This is a genomic window from Streptomyces rugosispiralis, from assembly GCF_024505145.1.
GTDB classification, from domain to species: domain Bacteria; phylum Actinomycetota; class Actinomycetes; order Streptomycetales; family Streptomycetaceae; genus Streptomyces; species Streptomyces rugosispiralis.
Window position 1 is genome coordinate 891,753 of the sequence record NZ_JANIAA010000001.1, and the last position, 16,844, is coordinate 908,596.

The following is a 16,844-nucleotide window of genomic DNA, read 5'->3' on the forward strand; positions in this document are numbered from 1 at the left end:
GCGCCGTTGATCCGACGGGCCGGAGGGTAATCGCCGGAGGCAGACGAGAGGGGTGTCGTGATGGGGACGACCGTGTCCGAGGGGCAGCGCCGGGACGCGCGGAACACACGTCGGCGGCTGCTGGAGGCCGCGGCGGCGCTGTTCGCGGAGCGGGGCTATGAACGGGCGACGGTCCGGGACATCGCCGATCGCGCGGGGGTCAACCAGGCGCTGCTGTTCCGCTATTTCGGCTCGAAGGGAGCGCTGTTCGGCGAGGTGATTTCGCACAACGGGGAGGAGCAGCTGCGCACCACCCCACCCGATGAGCTGCTGGAGGCCGCCCTGCGCGGGCTGCTGGGCCACGGCGGCAGGGAACCGGGCAGCCGCGCGCTGGCCACGCTGCTGCGCTCGGTGGACAGCGGCGACGAGATCGGTACGGCGGTGCGCGCCATCAGCGACGACTACGCGCGGGTGCTGGCCTCCCTGTCCAGCGCCGACAACCACGAGCTGCGGGCGGATCTGGCGCTGTCCTGGCTGCTCGGCATAGGGATGATGCGGGTGCTGGTGGGCAAGGAGCCGCTGGCGGACGCGGACCCGGACGAGGTGTGCGCGCTGGTCACGGCCGCGCTCGGCACCCTCCTGGACGGCCTTCCGGCGGCGGACGGCAGGCGGTAGAACGCCATGTCGGAGCGGGCCGTGGCGTTGGAGGCCGGGCGCTACTCGCGGAACTCCCCGCGGGGCGTGGTGACCACGCGCCGGGCCCGGGCCGGGGTGACCACCTCGCGGAAGGCCGGATCGGTGAGCAGGACGACCGGGGCGATGCGGTGCGGGGAGTCGCTGTGCCAGTGCGGCAGGGCGGCCTCGATCACGGCCCAGGACTGATCGGTGGCGCCACGGTCGGCCAGCGCCCTGGCCAGGTCCAGAGCCTGCTGGAAGGTGCGGGACTCGGGCAGGGCGGGCGGGGCGAAGGCGGCGGCCCTGGCCATCCAGGCGGCGGTGTCGGCGCCCTCGGCGGCGGCGCCGCTCGCGGCCACACCGCCCACGCCCACGACACCGTCCACGCCGGCCGGGAGCCGCGGCAGGATGTCGCCGAGGGCCGAGAGATAGCCACCGGGGGCGCCGGTCCACTCCTCGGCCGCGCAGCGCAGATAGAGCGGGGCGGCCTCGGCGCGTAACTGCTCCATGCCGATCGCCTCGAGAACCCGCGGGTCCCCGAGGATGCCGGTGCGTATCCAGTGGTGGGCTGCGCTGATGTCGAGGAACGCCCCCAGGATGATGCCCAGATACGCACCGGCGCCCGAGCCCTTGACCGCGGCCTGCTCGAAGGTGGCCATCGCCTTGCGCACCTCGCCCCGCAGGGCCTGCGCCCTGCCCTCGGCCACCAGATCCTCGGCGGTCTCGGGACGCCCCATGCGCACCTCATGGGCCACCTGGTCCTCGAAGCCCTTGCGCTCCTCGGCGACCAACTCGGCGAACGAGGCGTGCCGGTCCCCCAGGGCCGGGTACCAGCTCGCCCAGATGTACGCGGCCCACTCCCCGTCCTCGGACACATCGGCGGGGTCCAGCAGCCAGTGCTGGGCGTCGCCCTCCTCGGAGACCAGCAGCGCCCGGTCCATGAACGCGGTGTCGTCCCAGTCCTCGCCGTCGCCGCCCCGGATGACGCTCCAGGTCTCGGGGTCGGCCTCGCGCAGCCAGCCGACGGTCTTGGCCGGGCGCATCCGCCACATGAACGGGCTGATGTTCAGCCAGCCGTCGGAGGCGCCCAGGAAGGTGCGGTAGCTCGGCGGGAGCCGGGTGCCGAGCCGCTCCTCCAGGGCGAGGACGCTCTCCTCGTCCGCGCCCTCGAACCCCAGCCACCCGGCCGCCCGCTGCCCGTCGTCGACCTGGCTCAGCTCCTCCTCGTCGGCCACCCGCAGGATGGTCGCGCTGTAATCGGCCAGATAGGACCGCCACTGCTCGACGGTGCGCGGCGGCGCCGTCATGGACTCCCGGTCCGGGGTGGCCGACACCGCTGTGCCCCGGTACCGGGTGGGCGCCTCGCCCGCCCGCTGGTAGTGGCCGATGAAGCCCTTCGGCTGGGGGGCGGAGGTGAAGAGGCGGACCTGGGAGAGCTGGATCTGGTCCTCCCCCGCGTTCCGGGTGATCTCCAGGCGGTAGTGGCGGTAGGCCGTGGTGGCGGCGAAGGTGAATCCCCGGGGCTGATGGCGGTGCGCGAAGCCCTCCTCGACGCGGGAGTCCAGGTCCACCCAGTGCTCCCCGTCGTTCGAGCCCTTGAGGGTCCAGTCCTTCGGGTCGCGGCCCGGGACGTCGTTGGCCGAGGTCAGGACGTAGTGGCCGACCGCCACCGGCCGCCGCAGGGTGAACTCCAGCCAGGCGCGGTCGCCATGGCCCAGCCACTTGTGCCATGAGTCGTGCAGCAGATTCTCCGCGACCTCGCCCACCTCGGCGAACTCGCCGTGCGCCCGGACCTTGGTGACCAGGTCGGTCACCTCGGCCTCCGGACCGGGTTCGGCGGCGAGCAGCGACACCGTGCCCGAGTGCCCCGACGGATCGCCCCAGATCACCCGCTCGACGGGCGACCCCCCGTCCTCGATCAGCAGGCGCAGCTCCTGACGGGCGCCCGGACCCCCGGCGCCACAGCCCTCCACCGTGTGGAAGCGGTGCATCACCTCCTCCAGCGCGCTGTCCCGCAGCGGTGAGCGGCCCTCCAGCACCCCCCGGTACTCGGTGAGCGTGCCGTCGGCCGCCCTGCGGTGCCCGTAGAACTCCGTCATCGCCGGCGGGAAGCCGATCGACGCCTCCGCGCCGTCCTGCCCGCGCCAGGCGAGCCGGACCGGCAGCGAGCCCTCGCCCCGGTCGAGATGGACCAGCAGCCGTGGGGCGGGCCGCCATTCGGCGGAGCCCGGGGCGCGCCACTCGGTGCGGTAGGCGCACACCGCCGCCTCGGCGGGCCGCTCCTCCGCCATGAGGTGCATCCGGGCGCAGATGCGGGACGGCTCGACGGCGATCCGGTACAGCCAGAGCAGCCCGCGCGCCTCGGCGCGCCCCTGGACGCACAGCGTGTTCACGCCCGCCACCAGCGCCTCACCGGGAACCGCGAAGGCCACCTCCCGGCGGCGGGCACCACCGGGCACGGTGAACCGCGAGATCACCGCATGCCCGTTGACGGTGATGTCGATGGGCGCCCATCCCAGGGACTCCCCCAGCGGTGAGACCCGCGCGATCAGGGTCAACGTGAGCTGCTCCGGCAGTTCGCCGCCGTCCAGCGCGAAGTCGAGCTCGACACGTCCGCCCGCGCCGATCGCGAGCCGGTCCCGGTCGGGATGGCACCGGATGTACCGGGCCGTGCCATTGCCGAATCGAGGCGGATCGATGGTGAAATCCGCAAAAGTCGCTCGCAACGCTGTGCTCCTGATAGGGCCGTCTGGTCCATTGACATGTCGTCGGGGCATGGGTGCGGGTGGTCTCACAACACCCGGATGCTGCCGATGCTAGGGCGGCCGACCGGCACCGTCCGTGATCCGCGACGATCACTAGGGGGATGCGGGTCAGCCCCTCCCTCCCCCGCGCAGCACGGCCCCGAGGACGGCGGGGCGCAGCAGCGCGGTGGGCGCCGCGACCATCGACATCACCTCGTGCAGGGCCTTGCAGACCCCCGGGTCGACGGTGGCACGCCGGATGACCCGGTCCAGATAGCGGTGCTGGGCCCGCACCCCCACTCCGGTGGGACCGCCCGTGGTGGTGGGGAAGCGCACGTCCTCACTGGAGGACAGCATCCACGCGGTGTCCGCGGCGGCCGCGATGCCCTTACGGGCGGTGTGCGCCGTACGGTGGCCGATGCCGCCGTGGCGCTCGGCCGCGGCCCGCAGGGCGCGGGCGCCGAGCGCGGACACGGTGATGCCCTGGCCGTAGACCGGGTTGAAGGTGCATACGGCGTCACCGATGACGACCAGCCCGCGCGGCGCCCGGCGCTCGTAGTGCCGCCGCAGACCGGGGCCGGGCCAGAAGCCGCGGACCGCACCGGCGGGCTCGGCCCCGGCCAGCAGCTCGCGCAGGCTCGGGTCGCGCAGCAGACGCAACTGCCGGTCGAAACCGGCCGCGCCCGGCTCGGCCTGCGCTCCCCGCATACTGCCGACGCTGGCGATCCACCGGCCGTCCTCCACGGGCAGCACCACGCCGAGCCTGGGCGCGCCGGGGGCCTTGGTCTGCAGATAGAGCGCGTCGAAGCCCGGATCCGCCCCGGCGGGGCGGTGGTACATCCGGCTGACGTACGACACCCCCGCGTCGACCCGCTCCTCGGGGGTGGGCGGACAGCCCAGCCGGGCCAGCCAGGCGGGGACCGAGGAGGTGCGCCCGGAGGCGTCGACCACCATCTCCGCGCGCAGCTCGCGCACCCGGGCGCGGGCGTCACCCCGCGCCCGGACCTGGACGCCCGTCAGCTCGCCCGGGGTGCCGAGGACTCCGACGACGTCGGTGTTCTCCAGCCAGCGCACCGAGGGCTCGGCGCGCACCCGGCGCAGCACCGCGTGGTCGAGCAGCGGTCTGGTGCAGGAGAGGAACGCGACCTCGCTCTCGTACTCCGCGAGCCACCCGGCCGCGCTGAGCCAGCGCACGCCCGACATCGGCACCCGCACCGCGCCGGCGGCCAGCAACTCCTCGCGTGCGCCGGGCATCAGTTCATCCAGCGCCCGATGCCCGGCCTCCAGCAGCAGATGTGCGTGCCGCGCCTGCGGAACGCCCGAGCGGAACGCGGGCCCCTCGGGATAGCGGTCACGCTCGACCATGACAATGCGCTCGGCATATCCCCGCAGCGCCCATGCGGCCAGCAGCCCGGCGAGACCTCCGCCGATCACCACCGCGGTCCCTCGCTCCGTACCTTCCCCCGGCACCCCCATGCTACGGAGCGTAGTGCAGAACCATCCGAGCGTCACCACCTCCAAGGGTGGCGAATTCAAGCGCTTCGACGGCTCAGGCGCCTCCGGCCGCCTCGGTGAGGAAGGTGTCGAGCACCCCATCGGCGATGCGCACCGGACCCTCGGGGCGGGTCTCGCCCGGGATGGTGCGGATCTCCCCGGCCCGCCGCGCGTCGGCCGCCGCCTCGGCGAACCACTGTGCCGCCTGGGCGTCATGGCCGTCGAGACGGGCGCCCAGTGCGTCCAGGGTGCGCTCGAAGGCGCGCCCCCACAGCGACAGCGCGTCCAGCCAGGGCGCGCAGTCCGCCACGAATCCCGGGTCCGCGACACCGGCTCTGATCCGCTCGGGCGCCGCGGCGAGCAGCCGGGCGTACGGGCGCAGTTCCCGCAGGGCCGCGCGCTCGTGCCCCGCCTCCCAGGCGGTGTGGAACCGGTCGAGCCGGGCGGCGAGTTCGGGGGCCTGCGGTTGCCAGGGTTCGGCGCCGAAGGTGGGCGCGAGGTGCTGGGTGTCGAAGAAGGCGAGCAGTGAGCGAACGGTCCCGTCCGTACGGCCCGGGTGCGCGCCGGGGCCGTCCCCGGCGAGGTAGCGGGCGGCGGCCTCCCAGGTGCGGGTGGCGTCGTAGCCGGTGTCGTTCCAGGCGAAGTCCGCGCCGCCGAAGAGGGCGACCTTGCTGGCGGCGGCCTGGTTCATCGGATTGAGGACCAGACCGGAGAGCTGCCGGTGCAGCCCGGACTCACGGGCGTCGTAAGGAGCGAGCAGCAGCCGGCCCTCGGCCTGGCCGTAGTCGTTGACCGGGTAGTTGTCCCAGACGAAGACCTTGCGCCCCCACACGGTGGCGGCCCGCTCCGCGTCGGCCACGGTGATCCGCGGCGGCACCACATCGGTTCCGGTCCACATCACCTCGACCCGCGAGTCCAGCCGCTCGCGCAGGACACGCTTGTACGGGGTGTCGGTGACGTCCCCGTACTCGGTCGGCACCATCTGGAGCGGATTGGTGTCCGCCCGCTCGTCCAGGAAGGTCTTCTGCACCGTGTTGAGCAGGTCGGACTGGGCCTTGGCGGCGGCCTCCGACGAGGGGTTTCCGTAAACGGCGCGGTCGGATTCGCAGTTCCAGCGGGTGTAGCTGATGTCGTCCAGCGGCATGGAGAAGCTGCGCACCCCGAGGCCGTGGACCGCGTCCAGCTTGGCCTCCAGCGCGGCGAGGTCGGCGGGGTCGCTGTAGCAGATGGAGTTGCCCGGGGAGACGGCGAAGGTGAACCGCACATGGTGGTCGGCGGCCTGCCGGACGAGCCGGCCGAGTTCGGCGAGTTTGGCGGCCGGATACGGCTCGCGCCACTTCTCGCGGTGGTACGGGTCGTCCTTCGGCGCGTAGATGTAGGTGTTCATCTTGACGTCCCCGTAGAACGCCAGTTGGTCCATGCGCTCGGCGTGGGTCCAGGGGCTTCCGTAGAAGCCCTCGATCACCCCGCGCAGCGGCATCAGCGGATGGTCGGTGACCGAGACGGACGCGATCGTGCGGTGGCCGGACACGAGCTGACGCAGCGTCTGCGCCGCGTAGTACGTCCCGTCCGAGTCGGCGCCCGCGAGCGCCACCGAGGCGCGTCCGGCGGCGAGCGCGTAGCCCTCGGCGGGCAGTTGGGCGGGCACCCGGCCCCCGGCGGCCCGAAGCGCCCGCGCGACCCGTGGATCGGCGATCCGGCCGACGGTCACGGTCAGCTTCGGCCCGGGGCCGTCCTGGATCCGCGCGGCCCCCGCGCGGCGCAGCACGGAGGTGACGAGATCGCGGGTGGGACGGTCCACACCGTCCGATATGACGAGGCGGACGCGGGAGGGGACCTGGATGTCCGCTCCGACGCGGGACATCTCCTGCGGGCGCGGGGTGACGACCGGCAGCGGCCCGGGGGTGGTGGCGGCCGCGGTGGCGACCGCGCCGGTGGGCAGCAGCAGGGCGAGGAGGGTGAACAACACCGTGACGGGTGCCAGGGTTCTGAAGCGACTGCGCATGGGACATCTCCTCCGTGGCGTTCGGTGGCCTTCGGGGGCGGTGCGGTGCCGTGCGGTGATGCCGGGGTGGTGCGCGGTGTGCCGTACCCGGAGCGGGCCCGCGGCCGGGCCCGGCCTATCCCTACCCAGCGATGAGCCCGGATGATCGGCGCGGGAGCGGGGCCACCGGCGAACCCGAGGTGGCCGTCACCCCCTGAGCAACGCGTCGACCACTCGGCCGAAGAACAGGCGGCCGGACCAGACCGTGGGCGGGTCGAACAGGCGGGGCAGTCCCCGGAGTCGCACCTCCTCGCGCCATACCACCTCGGATCCGCCGTCCCGGGGGCGCACCTCGATCTCGGCCCATCCGAGGACCACCGAGCCGCGCTTCTCGAGCCTGCAGCCGCCGGGAGCGTCGCCGGTGGGCGGGTCCCAGCGCACGACCTCCATGGGGTCGTCGAATCCGGCGCGGCCGACGCCCGTGCGCACCACGACCACGGTGCCCACCCGGGTCGGCCCCGCCGGGCGGACGGTGACGCCGCTCAGCGGCACATGGGCGCCGTGGCGCGGCCAGTCGGTGAGCCGTCGCCAGGTCTCGTCGACGGGCAGCGGGGAGCGCCGCTCGATGCGGAAGGTGGCCACGGCGGGATCGTAGGCGATCGACGGCCGGGGAGGCGGTCGTGGCGGCTGAGGCCATTGACAGCTCGGATCTGCCTGTTACCTTCCACAGCAGGAGAGAGATCCTACCTTTCTGGCTCGGCGCAGACCAATACCGCCCCGCCAGAGGGATCCTCCCAGCTCAAGCAGGTCCAGACCTTCCAACACGTCGGATCTCCATGGCTCCGCAGGAGAAGGAGAACGAGAGATGAAGAGACTCGCCGCAGGCGCGGCGCTCGCCCTCGCCGCCGTCTTCGGGTTATCCCAGGTGCCCCAGGCGGCCGCCGCCCCCACACCGGAGACGGCCACCACCGCGGCACCCGTGTTCAGCGTGATGGACTACGGCGCGAAGGCCGACGGTTCGTCCAATGACTCGGCCGCCATCGAGAAGGCCATCACGGCGGCCAACGGCGCCGGGGGCGGAATCGTCCGCTTCCCGTCCGGACAGTACAAGTCCAAGAACACCGTCCACCTCAAGAGCGAGGTGACGCTCCAGCTGGACTCCGGGGCCACGATCCTCGGGTCGAGCGCGGACACCTATGACAAGCCCGAGTCCAATCCGAACGACGACTACCAGGACTACGGCCACAGTCACTTCCACAACGCGATGTTCTACGGCGACAAGCTCACCAACATCGGGTTCACCGGTTCGGGCACCATCGACGGCGCGGGCAACCTCATCACCGGCAACCCCGACTCCGGCGAGGCGGACAAGATCATTTCGCTGACCCGCTGCGACGGGCTGACCCTCGACGGGATCACCTTGCGGCGCGGTGGCCACTTCGCGGCCCTCATCAACGGCTGCAAGAACGTGACCTCGGACCATCTCACCATCGACACGGCGAGCGACCGCGACGGCTGGAACATCATCAGCACCACCAATGTGACCATCACCCATGCCGACATCGCCGCCAACGACGACGCGCTCGTCTTCAAGAGCGACTACGCCCTGGGTGCCAAGCTGTCCAACGGCCATGTGAAGGTGACCGATTCACGGCTCTCCGCGAAGTGCTGCAACGCCCTGATGTTCGGCTCCGAGACCTGTGGTGACTTCTCGGACTACGACTTCCAGGGCATCACCATCAACGGTGCGGACAAGTCCGGGCTCGGCATGGTCTCGATGGACGGCGCCAACATCTCCGATGTGCACTATCGCGACATCACCATGACCAATGTGCACTCCCCCATCATGCAGAAGATCGGGACGAGAAAACGGTGTGGGGGAAATCCGGGAGTCGGCCACATCAGCGACATCACCTACGACAACATCACCGGGACCGGGAACACCCCCTCCTTCAGCCCGACGCTGTGGGGTGAGTCCGGTGGCAACCACATCAGCGGTGTGACCTTCGACAACGTCAATCTCACCGTGCCCGGCGGCAACGCCACCATGTCCACCGGTGTTCCCAGCAACGACTCCGACGACTACAACCCGAAGAGCATCGGCACCCGCCCCGCCTTCGGCTGGTATCTGCACAACGCGGATCACATCACCTTCAAGGACAGCTCGGTGCGGTTCGCCAAGAACGACGGACGTCCGGCGGTCATCGCCAACTCCGGGAGCGCGCTGCGCTTCGACCACTTCACCGCACAGCGCGGCAGCGACAGCCCGGCGGACGTCATCGTCCAGAACGTGTCCGGCTACTGCCTCGCCGACAGCGCCAACACCTCCGGCGGAGCGCTGCGGGTGAGTTCCAGCGGATCCGGCGAGAACTGCTCCTCGTGACCCACGGCGGCCGGCCCGCGCCCCCGGGTATCCCCCGCCACCGGCGGCGCAGCGTCTGCTCGGCGGGGTTGCCATGGGGGTGTGGGCCGGCCGTGGGGCGGTCTCGCCGGTGGGCTTCACCCCTCGGAGCCGTCGGCCGCCTCCCGACCGGCCGCGTCGAGCAGACCGGCCGGATCCGGCACGCCGACCAGGTCGCGCAGGCCCTCCGGAAGCGGCCCGGTGTGCACCACGCCCAGCCGCTGGGTGGCCCGGGTGAGCGCCACATAGAGGTCGCTGGTGCCGAACTCCGCGGGCTCGGCCACGATCACGGTGTCGAACTCAAGACCCTTGGCCTGCCGGGGGTCGAGCAGCACCACCGCGCTGGTCAGGTCCGGGGACCGGCCGGTGGACGCCTGCGGAAGGGCGGCTGACAGCACGTCATGGCGGTCCTTGGGGGCGATCACCGCGAGCCGGCCCTCGGCTCCGGTCTCCCGCGCCACGGCCGCGGCCACCGCGCCGGGCAGATCGCCGGTGTGCTCCGCCCAGGGCCGCACCCCGGTGGCGCGGACCGAGCGGGGCGGCTGGAAGGCGGGGTCGACGGTACGGGCCACCCGCGCCGCGACGTCCATGATCTCGGTCGGGGTGCGGTAGTTGACACCGAGCCGGCTGTGCTCCCAGCGGTCGCCGACGTACGGCTCCAGGATCGAGGACCAGGAGCCGCAGCCACCCGGCTCCGCGGTCTGCGCGGGGTCGCCGACCAGCGTCATCGAACGGGTCGGGCTGCGCCGCATCAGCAGCCGCCACGCCATCGCGGACAGCTCCTGGGCCTCGTCCACGATGATGTGGCCGAAGGCCCAGGTGCGGTCGGCGGCGGCGCGTTCGGCGGCGCTGCGGTGGTCGCGCTCCTCGGCGCGGTCGGCCAGCCGTTCGGCGTCGATGAGGTCGTGGGCGGCCAGCACCTCCGACTCCTCGTCCTCGCGGTCCTCGAACTCCAGGGTGCGGGAGCCGTAGGAGAGGTCGAGGACGCCCTGGGCGTACTCGATGCGCTCCTGGCGCTCGGCCTCCGCGGCGGCGCGGGCCGCCGCGTCGTCATGGCCGAGGAGTTCGGCCGCCTCGTCCAGCAACGGCACGTCGGCGGGGGTCCATTCGCCGTCGGTGCGGCGGATCGCGGCGGCGTCGGCGTCGGAGAGGTGGACGGGGTCGCCGAGGAAGTCGGCCACGAGCCGCTGCGGGGTGAGCACCGGCCACAGCTCCGCGATGGCCGCGTGCACCTCGGGGTTGACCGCGATCGCCTTGCCGAGCTGGGCGACGTCGTCCGCGCCGAGGAGGTTGGGCCCGCCGAGGGGGTCCGCGCCGATCCGGTCCACGAGCTGGTCGGTGAGGGAGTCGATGACGCGGAAGGCGAAGTGCGGACGGGCGAGGTTGTGCGGCAGCCCGGTCTCCCGGGCCTTGTGGCCCGCCTCGGACGCGATGTCCTTGTCCAGCACCAGATCGCCGTCGTCGTGCTCGATGACGATCGCGGGGTCGGGCAGCGTCTGCCGGTCCCGTACGTAGCGGGCCAGCGCATCCGCCATCTCCGCGCGGCCCTTGACCTCGGCCGCCTCGGGGGTGTCGGTGCCGGTGGCCGTCACCCCGGGGAAGAGCTCGCCGAGCGTGGCCAGGAGCACACCGGTCTCGCCGAGCGACGGCAGCACCTCGCCGATGTAACCGAGGAACGCCGGGTTGGGCCCGACGATCAGCACCGCGCGGCGGGCCAGCGACTCCCGGTGCGCGTAGAGCAGATACGCGGCCCGGTGCAGCGCCACGACGGTCTTGCCGGTGCCGGGGCCGCCCTCCACGACGTGGACGCCGTGGTGCGGGGCGCGGATGATCTGGTCCTGTTCGGCCTGGATGGTCTGCACGATGTCATGCATCCGGCCGGTGCGGGCGGCGTCGAGCGCGGCGAGCAGCACGGCGTCCGCGTCGGATCCCTCATGTCCGGTCCGTATGGTGTCCGAGAGGTCCAGGATCTCGTCGTGCAACCCGGTGACCTTGGGTCCCTCGGTGGTGATGTGGCGCCTGCGGCGCAGCCCCATGGGGGTGTGCCCGGTGGCGAGGTAGAACGGACGGGCCACATCGGCCCGCCAGTCGATGACCAGCGGGGTGCGGTCCGCGTCATCGCGCCGGATGCCGATGCGGCCGATGTGGTAGTCGTGGCCGTCGCGGAACAGCAGCCGGCCGAAACACAGCCCCCGCTCCCCCGCCTCGAACGCGGCGAGCAGCCCGGACCGCTCGGCCACCAGCACATCGCGCTCCAGCCGCGCCTGGAAGGTGGTGCCCTCCAAGGACAGGGCCTCGGTCACCGACTCCTCGGCTCGTGTCCTGAGCTCGGCGAGGCGCCCGTTGAGCAGATCAAGGAATTCTTGCTCATGGGCCCATTCCTCGTTTGACAATTCGACTCCCGCCGGGATACGATGACTTCATCAGGTTTCCTCATGCCGCAAATTCAATGGCACAAGGAAATCCCCAATATACGCCGAGAAACGCCCCGGCCGTCAAGGCAGCCGGGGCGTTTCTCTGTTTTACGGCCTCATTTCACCTGGATGACGTGTTTACCGCGGACACCGCCCGCTTCCATGGCGCGATGGGCCTTTGCGATGTCGGAGAGCGGATGGACGGTGTCGACGACCGGCCGGATCGCCCCGTTCTCCACATACGCGGCGAGATCCGCGAAGAGCTGGTGCAGGGGGTTTCCCGTGAAGGACCGCACCCGCCGGGTGCCGTGCACGGTGGAGAGGAGCACGGCGCCCAGCGAGGACAGCGGGCGGTCGGTGTCGAAGGCGATGCCCACCATCCGCCCGCCGGGCGCCAGCAGCCCGCGATAGGCGCCGAGGTCGGTGCCCACGGTGTCCAGCACGGCGTCGAACGGCCCGAGGTCGGCCGGGCCGGTGGTCCGGTAGTCATGCGCCTCGTCGGCGCCGAGCTCCCGGACGAAGTCGAGCGCCTTCGCACCGGCGAGCGCGGTGACATGGGCGCCGAGCGCGTGTCCGAGTTGGACGGCGACGCTGCCGACACCGCCGGCCGCCCCACGCACCAGCAGCCGCTCGCCACCCATCAGGCCGATCTTGTCGCGCAGCGCCGTGATGGCCGTGGTGCCGACGCCGGGCAGGGCCGCGGCCCGGACGAGGTCGATGCCCTCGGGGGCGTAGGAGAGCTGACGGGGCCGGACGGCCACGTACTCGGCGGCCGCGCCGAACCTCAAGTGCGGCATGGTGCCCCACACCCGCTCGCCCACCGCGAGATGGTGCACGGAGGAGCCCACCTCGGCGATCTCCCCGGCGATGTCGATGCCGGTGCGCTGTGGGAACTTCCGCCCGGTCACCAGCTTCAGCTTGCCCGCCCGGCCCGAGAGCTCGCCGCCGTTCACACTCGTGGCGTGCACCCGCACCAGCACCTCGCCCGGACCGGCCACCGGCTTCGGCAGTGTGCCCTCGTACAGCACCTCGGGAGGTCCGTACCGGTCGTACCGCGCCGCGCGCATCTCGCTCATCGCCCTCATCTTCCCTTTCGCACATCGGGGTCGTCGTCACGCTAATGCGCGCGAAGGGGGAAACCGCCCGGTCGGCGTAAGGTGAGAAACATGCCTGCTGACGTCTCTCATATAGCGTCCGCCACCGGTGTTCGGGACACCGAGAGCCCGGGGTTGCGGTCCGACGCGGCGTCCAACCGCCGGCGTGTCCTCGAGGCGGCCAGGGCGCTGTTCGTCTCACGTGGGCTCGATGTGCCGATGGCCACCATCGCCCGTCACGCCGGGGTCGGGGTGGCCACGCTCTACCGGCGCTTCCCCACCCGGGAGGCGCTGGTCACGGAGGTGTTCTCGGACGAGTTCACCGCCTGTGCGACGATCGTCGACGACGCCCTGGCCGACGACGACGCGTGGCGGGCCTTCCGCCGGATCATCGAGACGGTGTGTGCTTCACAGACACGGGACAAGGAGTTCAACGACGCCCTGCTGTCGTCGTTTTCCGACGTGGCCGGCTTCGAGGGAGAGCTGCCGCGCATCGAAGAGGGCTTCGCCGAGGTGGTCCGGCGCGCCAAGGCCGCGGGGCGGCTGCGCGAGGACTTCGACGTGTCCGACCTGAGCCTCGTCTTCCTGGCCAACCGGGGTGTCATCGGCGACCCGGCGACCGCACCGGCCGCGTCCCGGCGGCTGGTCGCCCACCTGCTGCGGTCCTTCGAGGCGGGGCGGGCCGAACCGGCCCGCCCCCTCCCGCCACCCGCCCCGCTGGGGCTGGGCCGGTTGCCCAGGACAGCCGAGGGATGAGCTATCGGGCGGTGCCGAAGTCCTGCGTCCAGTAGTTGCCGGGCTGCGCCAGGCCGACGCCGATCTCCTTGAAGTCGCAGTTCAGAATGTTGGCCTTGTGACCGGAGCTGTTCATCCAGCCCTCCATGACGCTCTTGGGCGAGTCATAGCCGTAGGCCACGTTCTCGCCGTAGGCGCGCCAGGAGTAGCCCGCGCGCTCGATCCGGTCACCCGGGGAGGAGCCGTCGGAGCCGGTGTGCGACATGTTGCCGTGGGCCGCCATGTCCTCGCTGTGGTCCTGGGCGGCCTTGGTCAGCTTCTCGTTCACGGTCAGCGGCTCACAACCGGCCTTGGCGCGCTCGCTGTTGACGAGATCCACCACTTCCTGCTGGTCGCTCGCGGCCGCGGAGGTGGCGGAGCGGGTTCCGGCGGGTGCGGCGGACTGCGACGCCATCGCGGCCGAGGGAACGCCCACGGCGGCCACGGCGAGCGTGGCGATGGCTATCTTGCGGCGGTGCGTCGTGCTGCTGCGGTGCTTGCTCATTCGGGACCTCACACTCGGTTGAGGCCCGTCATTCTTGGAGCCGTCCGCCACACGGGCAACACACGTGTTCGTACGACACAGTTTCGTAGCGACGACGGAACTTGCGCTCAGCGGCGAGTCATGCTGAGCGGTTTCCGCGGAGGGCCACGGTGGCCCGACTCGCCATCAGAAATCGCGACAACCAGGCGAGTGGGTGGCGGGACCGAAGTGGCGTGGGTCGCGGCGATACGGAATCCACCATGTCCGACAGCGCAGACAAAAACCACTATGCCGCCTAGTCGCTATGCACCGCTACGCCCTCTTTACTCCTGCGCTCGATGTGAGAGATGTCATGACATGGCGGTGGGCGGTCAGCGGCGGTAGATGGTGATCGAGTGGCCGACCTCGTCGATCGGCTCGCTGCCGTCGATCAGCGCCGCCAGCCGCCCGGTGGCCTGGGCGATCGAGGAGTCCGAGACCACCAGCAGCCCGCGCACCTCGTCCGGGGCGACCCGGCGCGGGTCGGAGGCGTGGACGCCGTAGGCGGACGGCACACCGCCGCCCTTGTAGACGAGCCAGATCCGCTCACCCCGGTAGCGCTCCCGGAGGCGGTCGGCCAGCCGCCCCAGGTCCTGCCCCCAGTCCACGTTCGAGTCGTGCAGCCGCAGATGGGTCCGGGACGGGCCGCCGAACGCCTCGTTGGAGTACGGCAGATAGTACGGATACGTCCGCAGCGAGCTGACCGCGACGAACAGGACCAGCGCCAGCGTGGCCCCGTACACCCATCGCCGCCGCACGGCCATCAGCCCGGCCGCCGCCACCCCCAGGAACATCGGCAGGAAGATGGCGTACCGCACCCCGAGGTTGCGGGCCCCGTCCAGGGCGGCGAGCAGCAGCACGGCCGCGGGGACGAGCACATACGGCGCCGCGGGCCGCAGCCGGGGCACCACCAGCATCGTGACCGCCCCGGCCGACCAGAGCGCCAGCATGCCCAGGGGCGTCTTCACCAGCAGCGCGACGGGCAGGTAGTACCACAGCGACCCGAGGTAGCGGCGGCCGAGCAGAAACCCATGCCAGGTGTCCTGCTCGAAACCGAACTGGATGCGCATCCCGTCGCGGTACGCCTCCGGGAGCGGCAGCCAGCGGACGGCGAGCCCGCGCAGCCCGTGGACGGCGGGCACCGGCCCGGTGGGCGTCCAGCGCAGCCGGGGGTCGACGAGGAGGTAGGTGGCCCACACCACGGCCACCGCGATCAGCGCCATGGCCACCGCCGCCGCCACTCCGATCCCGAGCGACCGCACATGGTCGCGCGGTGTGCGGTGGTGCGTACCGCGGGCGTACCAGACGGAGAACACGGCCAGGAGCAGCAGCACCGGGACCGCGGCCAGCATGCTCATCTTCGTGGCGAGGGCGGCGCCGAGCGCCACCCCGGCGAGCGGAAGGTGCCATCGTGGCCGCCGCCGCGCCCGCCACAGCAGCCAGACCGATGTCAGCAGGAACCCGGCCGCCGGCACGTCGAGCGTGGCGAGCGAGCCGTGCGCGATGATGTCCGGCGAGAAGGCGTACAGGGCGAGCGCCACCGCCCCGCCCGCGGGGCCGGTCAGTTCGCGGGCGAACGCGAACACCACCAGCCCGAACAGCAGCGTCAGCGCGATCATCGGCAGCCGTGCGCACAGCATCAGCCGCCAGGGGTCGTTCCCCGCCTCGTACAGCACATGCCGCCCGAGCGCCGTCTGGTCACCGGTGAACCCGGCGTCGAGGTGCGGCCGGGCGAACGCCACCCCCACCTCGATGACGAGCTTGCCCAGCGGGGGGTGTTCGGGGTTGTAGCGCACCCGGTGATGGTGCAGGGAGTCCACCGCCGCGCCGACGTACACGGGTTCGTCGATGGTCGGCGTCTGCTCCACCGCCGTGGTGACCATCGCGACGGCCATCTGGACGAGGAGCGCCGCGACGGCGGCCACCGCCGGCCACCGCCGCCGGGCGGGCGCCGCCGACCACCGGCCCTTCGGCCCGCCGACGGTCCTGGTCACGCTGTCGATCACACCGGCCCACCGCATAGCGACAGACGCTAACGCCCTCGTGGCCCCGCATCCGGCATCCGCCCGAAACTTGCGCCAAGTCCGCAAACCGGTCCGGACGTTGCGGTGGGCTATCGCTGACCGGCCGCGGGCCAGCCGTGTTCGAGGAGGGCGAAGGCCGCCTCGATGGACCGCCGGGCGTCGGCCCGGCCCCGGGCGAAGCCGACGGTCTCCAGCGCGAAGTGGGCGAGCGCGGCACATCCCGGGTCGTCCGCGGGGACGCCGGTGGTCTCGGCGATGGCGGCCGCGAGAGCGGCTTCGTGGCGCATCAACATGCGGCGGCCGTACTCCCGCAGCCCCGGGGTGCTCTCCGTCAGCTCGACGAACCGCGCCATCTCGGGGTCGTCCGTGCCGTCGGAGTGCATCCGCAACGTGTGCTCGCACAGGGCGCGGGGGACGGACATCCCCTCGGGCCGGTCGCGCACGGCGGCTATGAGGGCGGCTTCCCGGTCGGAGTCCAGGTCGAAGAGCAGGGCCTCCTTGCTGGGGAAGTGCTTGAAGACCGTGGTGGTGGAGACGTCGGCGGCCTCCGCGATGTCCCGCACGCTCACCTGGTCGAAACCGCGGTCGAGGAACAGCCTCAGTGCCGCGTCCGCCAGTGCCTGGCGGGTGGCGGCCTTCTTGCGCTCACGGCGCCCCATCGTCTCGCTCACGGGGACCACCCTACCCGCAGGTGGACCGAATTGAAAAGTTGAGTCGTTGCACTTTTTTAGTCAGTGT

The 16,844-nt window shown here is 71.9% G+C and carries 12 protein-coding genes; 3 read left to right on the plus strand and 9 right to left on the minus strand.

Annotation, left to right across the window (positions count from 1 at the left end; genetic code table 11):
* The first annotated feature begins 60 nt into the window (after nucleotides 1–60).
* Nucleotides 61–654 carry a TetR/AcrR family transcriptional regulator gene (locus NP777_RS03885; RefSeq protein ID WP_256648570.1) on the plus strand — a complete coding sequence of 198 codons (594 nt, stop codon included), beginning with the start codon at nucleotides 61–63 and terminating at the stop codon, nucleotides 652–654.
* A 41-nt stretch (nucleotides 655–695) separates the two neighbouring features.
* Here the strand turns inward: NP777_RS03885 and NP777_RS03890 are convergent, their stop codons facing one another.
* The 4 genes from NP777_RS03890 to NP777_RS03905 all read right to left on the minus strand — a co-directional run bounded on the left by NP777_RS03890 (nucleotide 696) and on the right by NP777_RS03905 (nucleotide 7,518).
* Nucleotides 696–3,380: a discoidin domain-containing protein gene (locus NP777_RS03890; protein ID WP_256648571.1), complete on the minus strand. Its 2,685-nt coding sequence runs from the start codon at nucleotides 3,378–3,380 to the stop codon at nucleotides 696–698.
* Nucleotides 3,381–3,527: 147 nt separating this feature from the next.
* On the minus strand, nucleotides 3,528–4,874 hold the full coding sequence (locus tag NP777_RS03895) for an NAD(P)/FAD-dependent oxidoreductase (protein WP_256648572.1): 1,347 nt from the start codon (nucleotides 4,872–4,874) through the stop codon (nucleotides 3,528–3,530).
* A 73-nt stretch (nucleotides 4,875–4,947) separates the two neighbouring features.
* Nucleotides 4,948–6,897 carry a beta-N-acetylglucosaminidase domain-containing protein gene (locus NP777_RS03900; RefSeq protein ID WP_256648573.1) on the minus strand — a complete coding sequence of 650 codons (1,950 nt, stop codon included), beginning with the start codon at nucleotides 6,895–6,897 and terminating at the stop codon, nucleotides 4,948–4,950.
* Between the two features lie 186 nt (nucleotides 6,898–7,083).
* A complete protein-coding gene (locus NP777_RS03905) occupies nucleotides 7,084–7,518 on the minus strand; it encodes an SRPBCC family protein (protein ID WP_256648574.1) in 435 nt (144 codons plus the stop codon).
* Between the two features lie 223 nt (nucleotides 7,519–7,741).
* Between NP777_RS03905 and NP777_RS03910 the strand changes: the two genes are divergently transcribed.
* Complete coding sequence (locus NP777_RS03910) at nucleotides 7,742–9,259, plus strand: glycoside hydrolase family 28 protein (protein ID WP_256648575.1); 1,518 nt, start codon at nucleotides 7,742–7,744, stop codon at nucleotides 9,257–9,259.
* 116 nt (nucleotides 9,260–9,375) lie between these two features.
* Here NP777_RS03910 and NP777_RS03915 read toward each other — a convergent pair whose 3' ends face one another.
* Nucleotides 9,376–11,670 (minus strand): HelD family protein, encoded by a 2,295-nt coding sequence (locus NP777_RS03915; protein ID WP_256648576.1) that lies wholly within the window; start codon nucleotides 11,668–11,670, stop codon nucleotides 9,376–9,378.
* Between the two features lie 137 nt (nucleotides 11,671–11,807).
* Nucleotides 11,808–12,767 carry an NAD(P)-dependent alcohol dehydrogenase gene (locus tag NP777_RS03920; RefSeq protein ID WP_256648577.1) on the minus strand — a complete coding sequence of 320 codons (960 nt, stop codon included), beginning with the start codon at nucleotides 12,765–12,767 and terminating at the stop codon, nucleotides 11,808–11,810.
* A 90-nt stretch (nucleotides 12,768–12,857) separates the two neighbouring features.
* Between NP777_RS03920 and NP777_RS03925 the strand changes: the two genes are divergently transcribed.
* Nucleotides 12,858–13,541 carry a TetR/AcrR family transcriptional regulator gene (locus NP777_RS03925; RefSeq protein ID WP_256648578.1) on the plus strand — a complete coding sequence of 228 codons (684 nt, stop codon included), beginning with the start codon at nucleotides 12,858–12,860 and terminating at the stop codon, nucleotides 13,539–13,541.
* 1 nt (nucleotide 13,542) lies between these two features.
* Here the strand turns inward: NP777_RS03925 and NP777_RS03930 are convergent, their stop codons facing one another.
* From NP777_RS03930 to NP777_RS03940, 3 genes are all read right to left on the minus strand, one after another.
* Nucleotides 13,543–14,064, minus strand: a complete 522-nt coding sequence (locus tag NP777_RS03930) for a CAP domain-containing protein (RefSeq protein ID WP_256648579.1) — start codon at nucleotides 14,062–14,064, stop codon at nucleotides 13,543–13,545.
* 350 nt (nucleotides 14,065–14,414) lie between these two features.
* Complete coding sequence (locus NP777_RS03935; protein WP_256648640.1) at nucleotides 14,415–15,977, minus strand: ArnT family glycosyltransferase; 1,563 nt, start codon at nucleotides 15,975–15,977, stop codon at nucleotides 14,415–14,417.
* 218 nt (nucleotides 15,978–16,195) lie between these two features.
* Nucleotides 16,196–16,765, minus strand: coding sequence for a TetR/AcrR family transcriptional regulator (locus tag NP777_RS03940; protein ID WP_256648641.1), 570 nt, complete (start codon nucleotides 16,763–16,765; stop codon nucleotides 16,196–16,198).
* Nucleotides 16,766–16,844 lie beyond the last annotated feature (79 nt).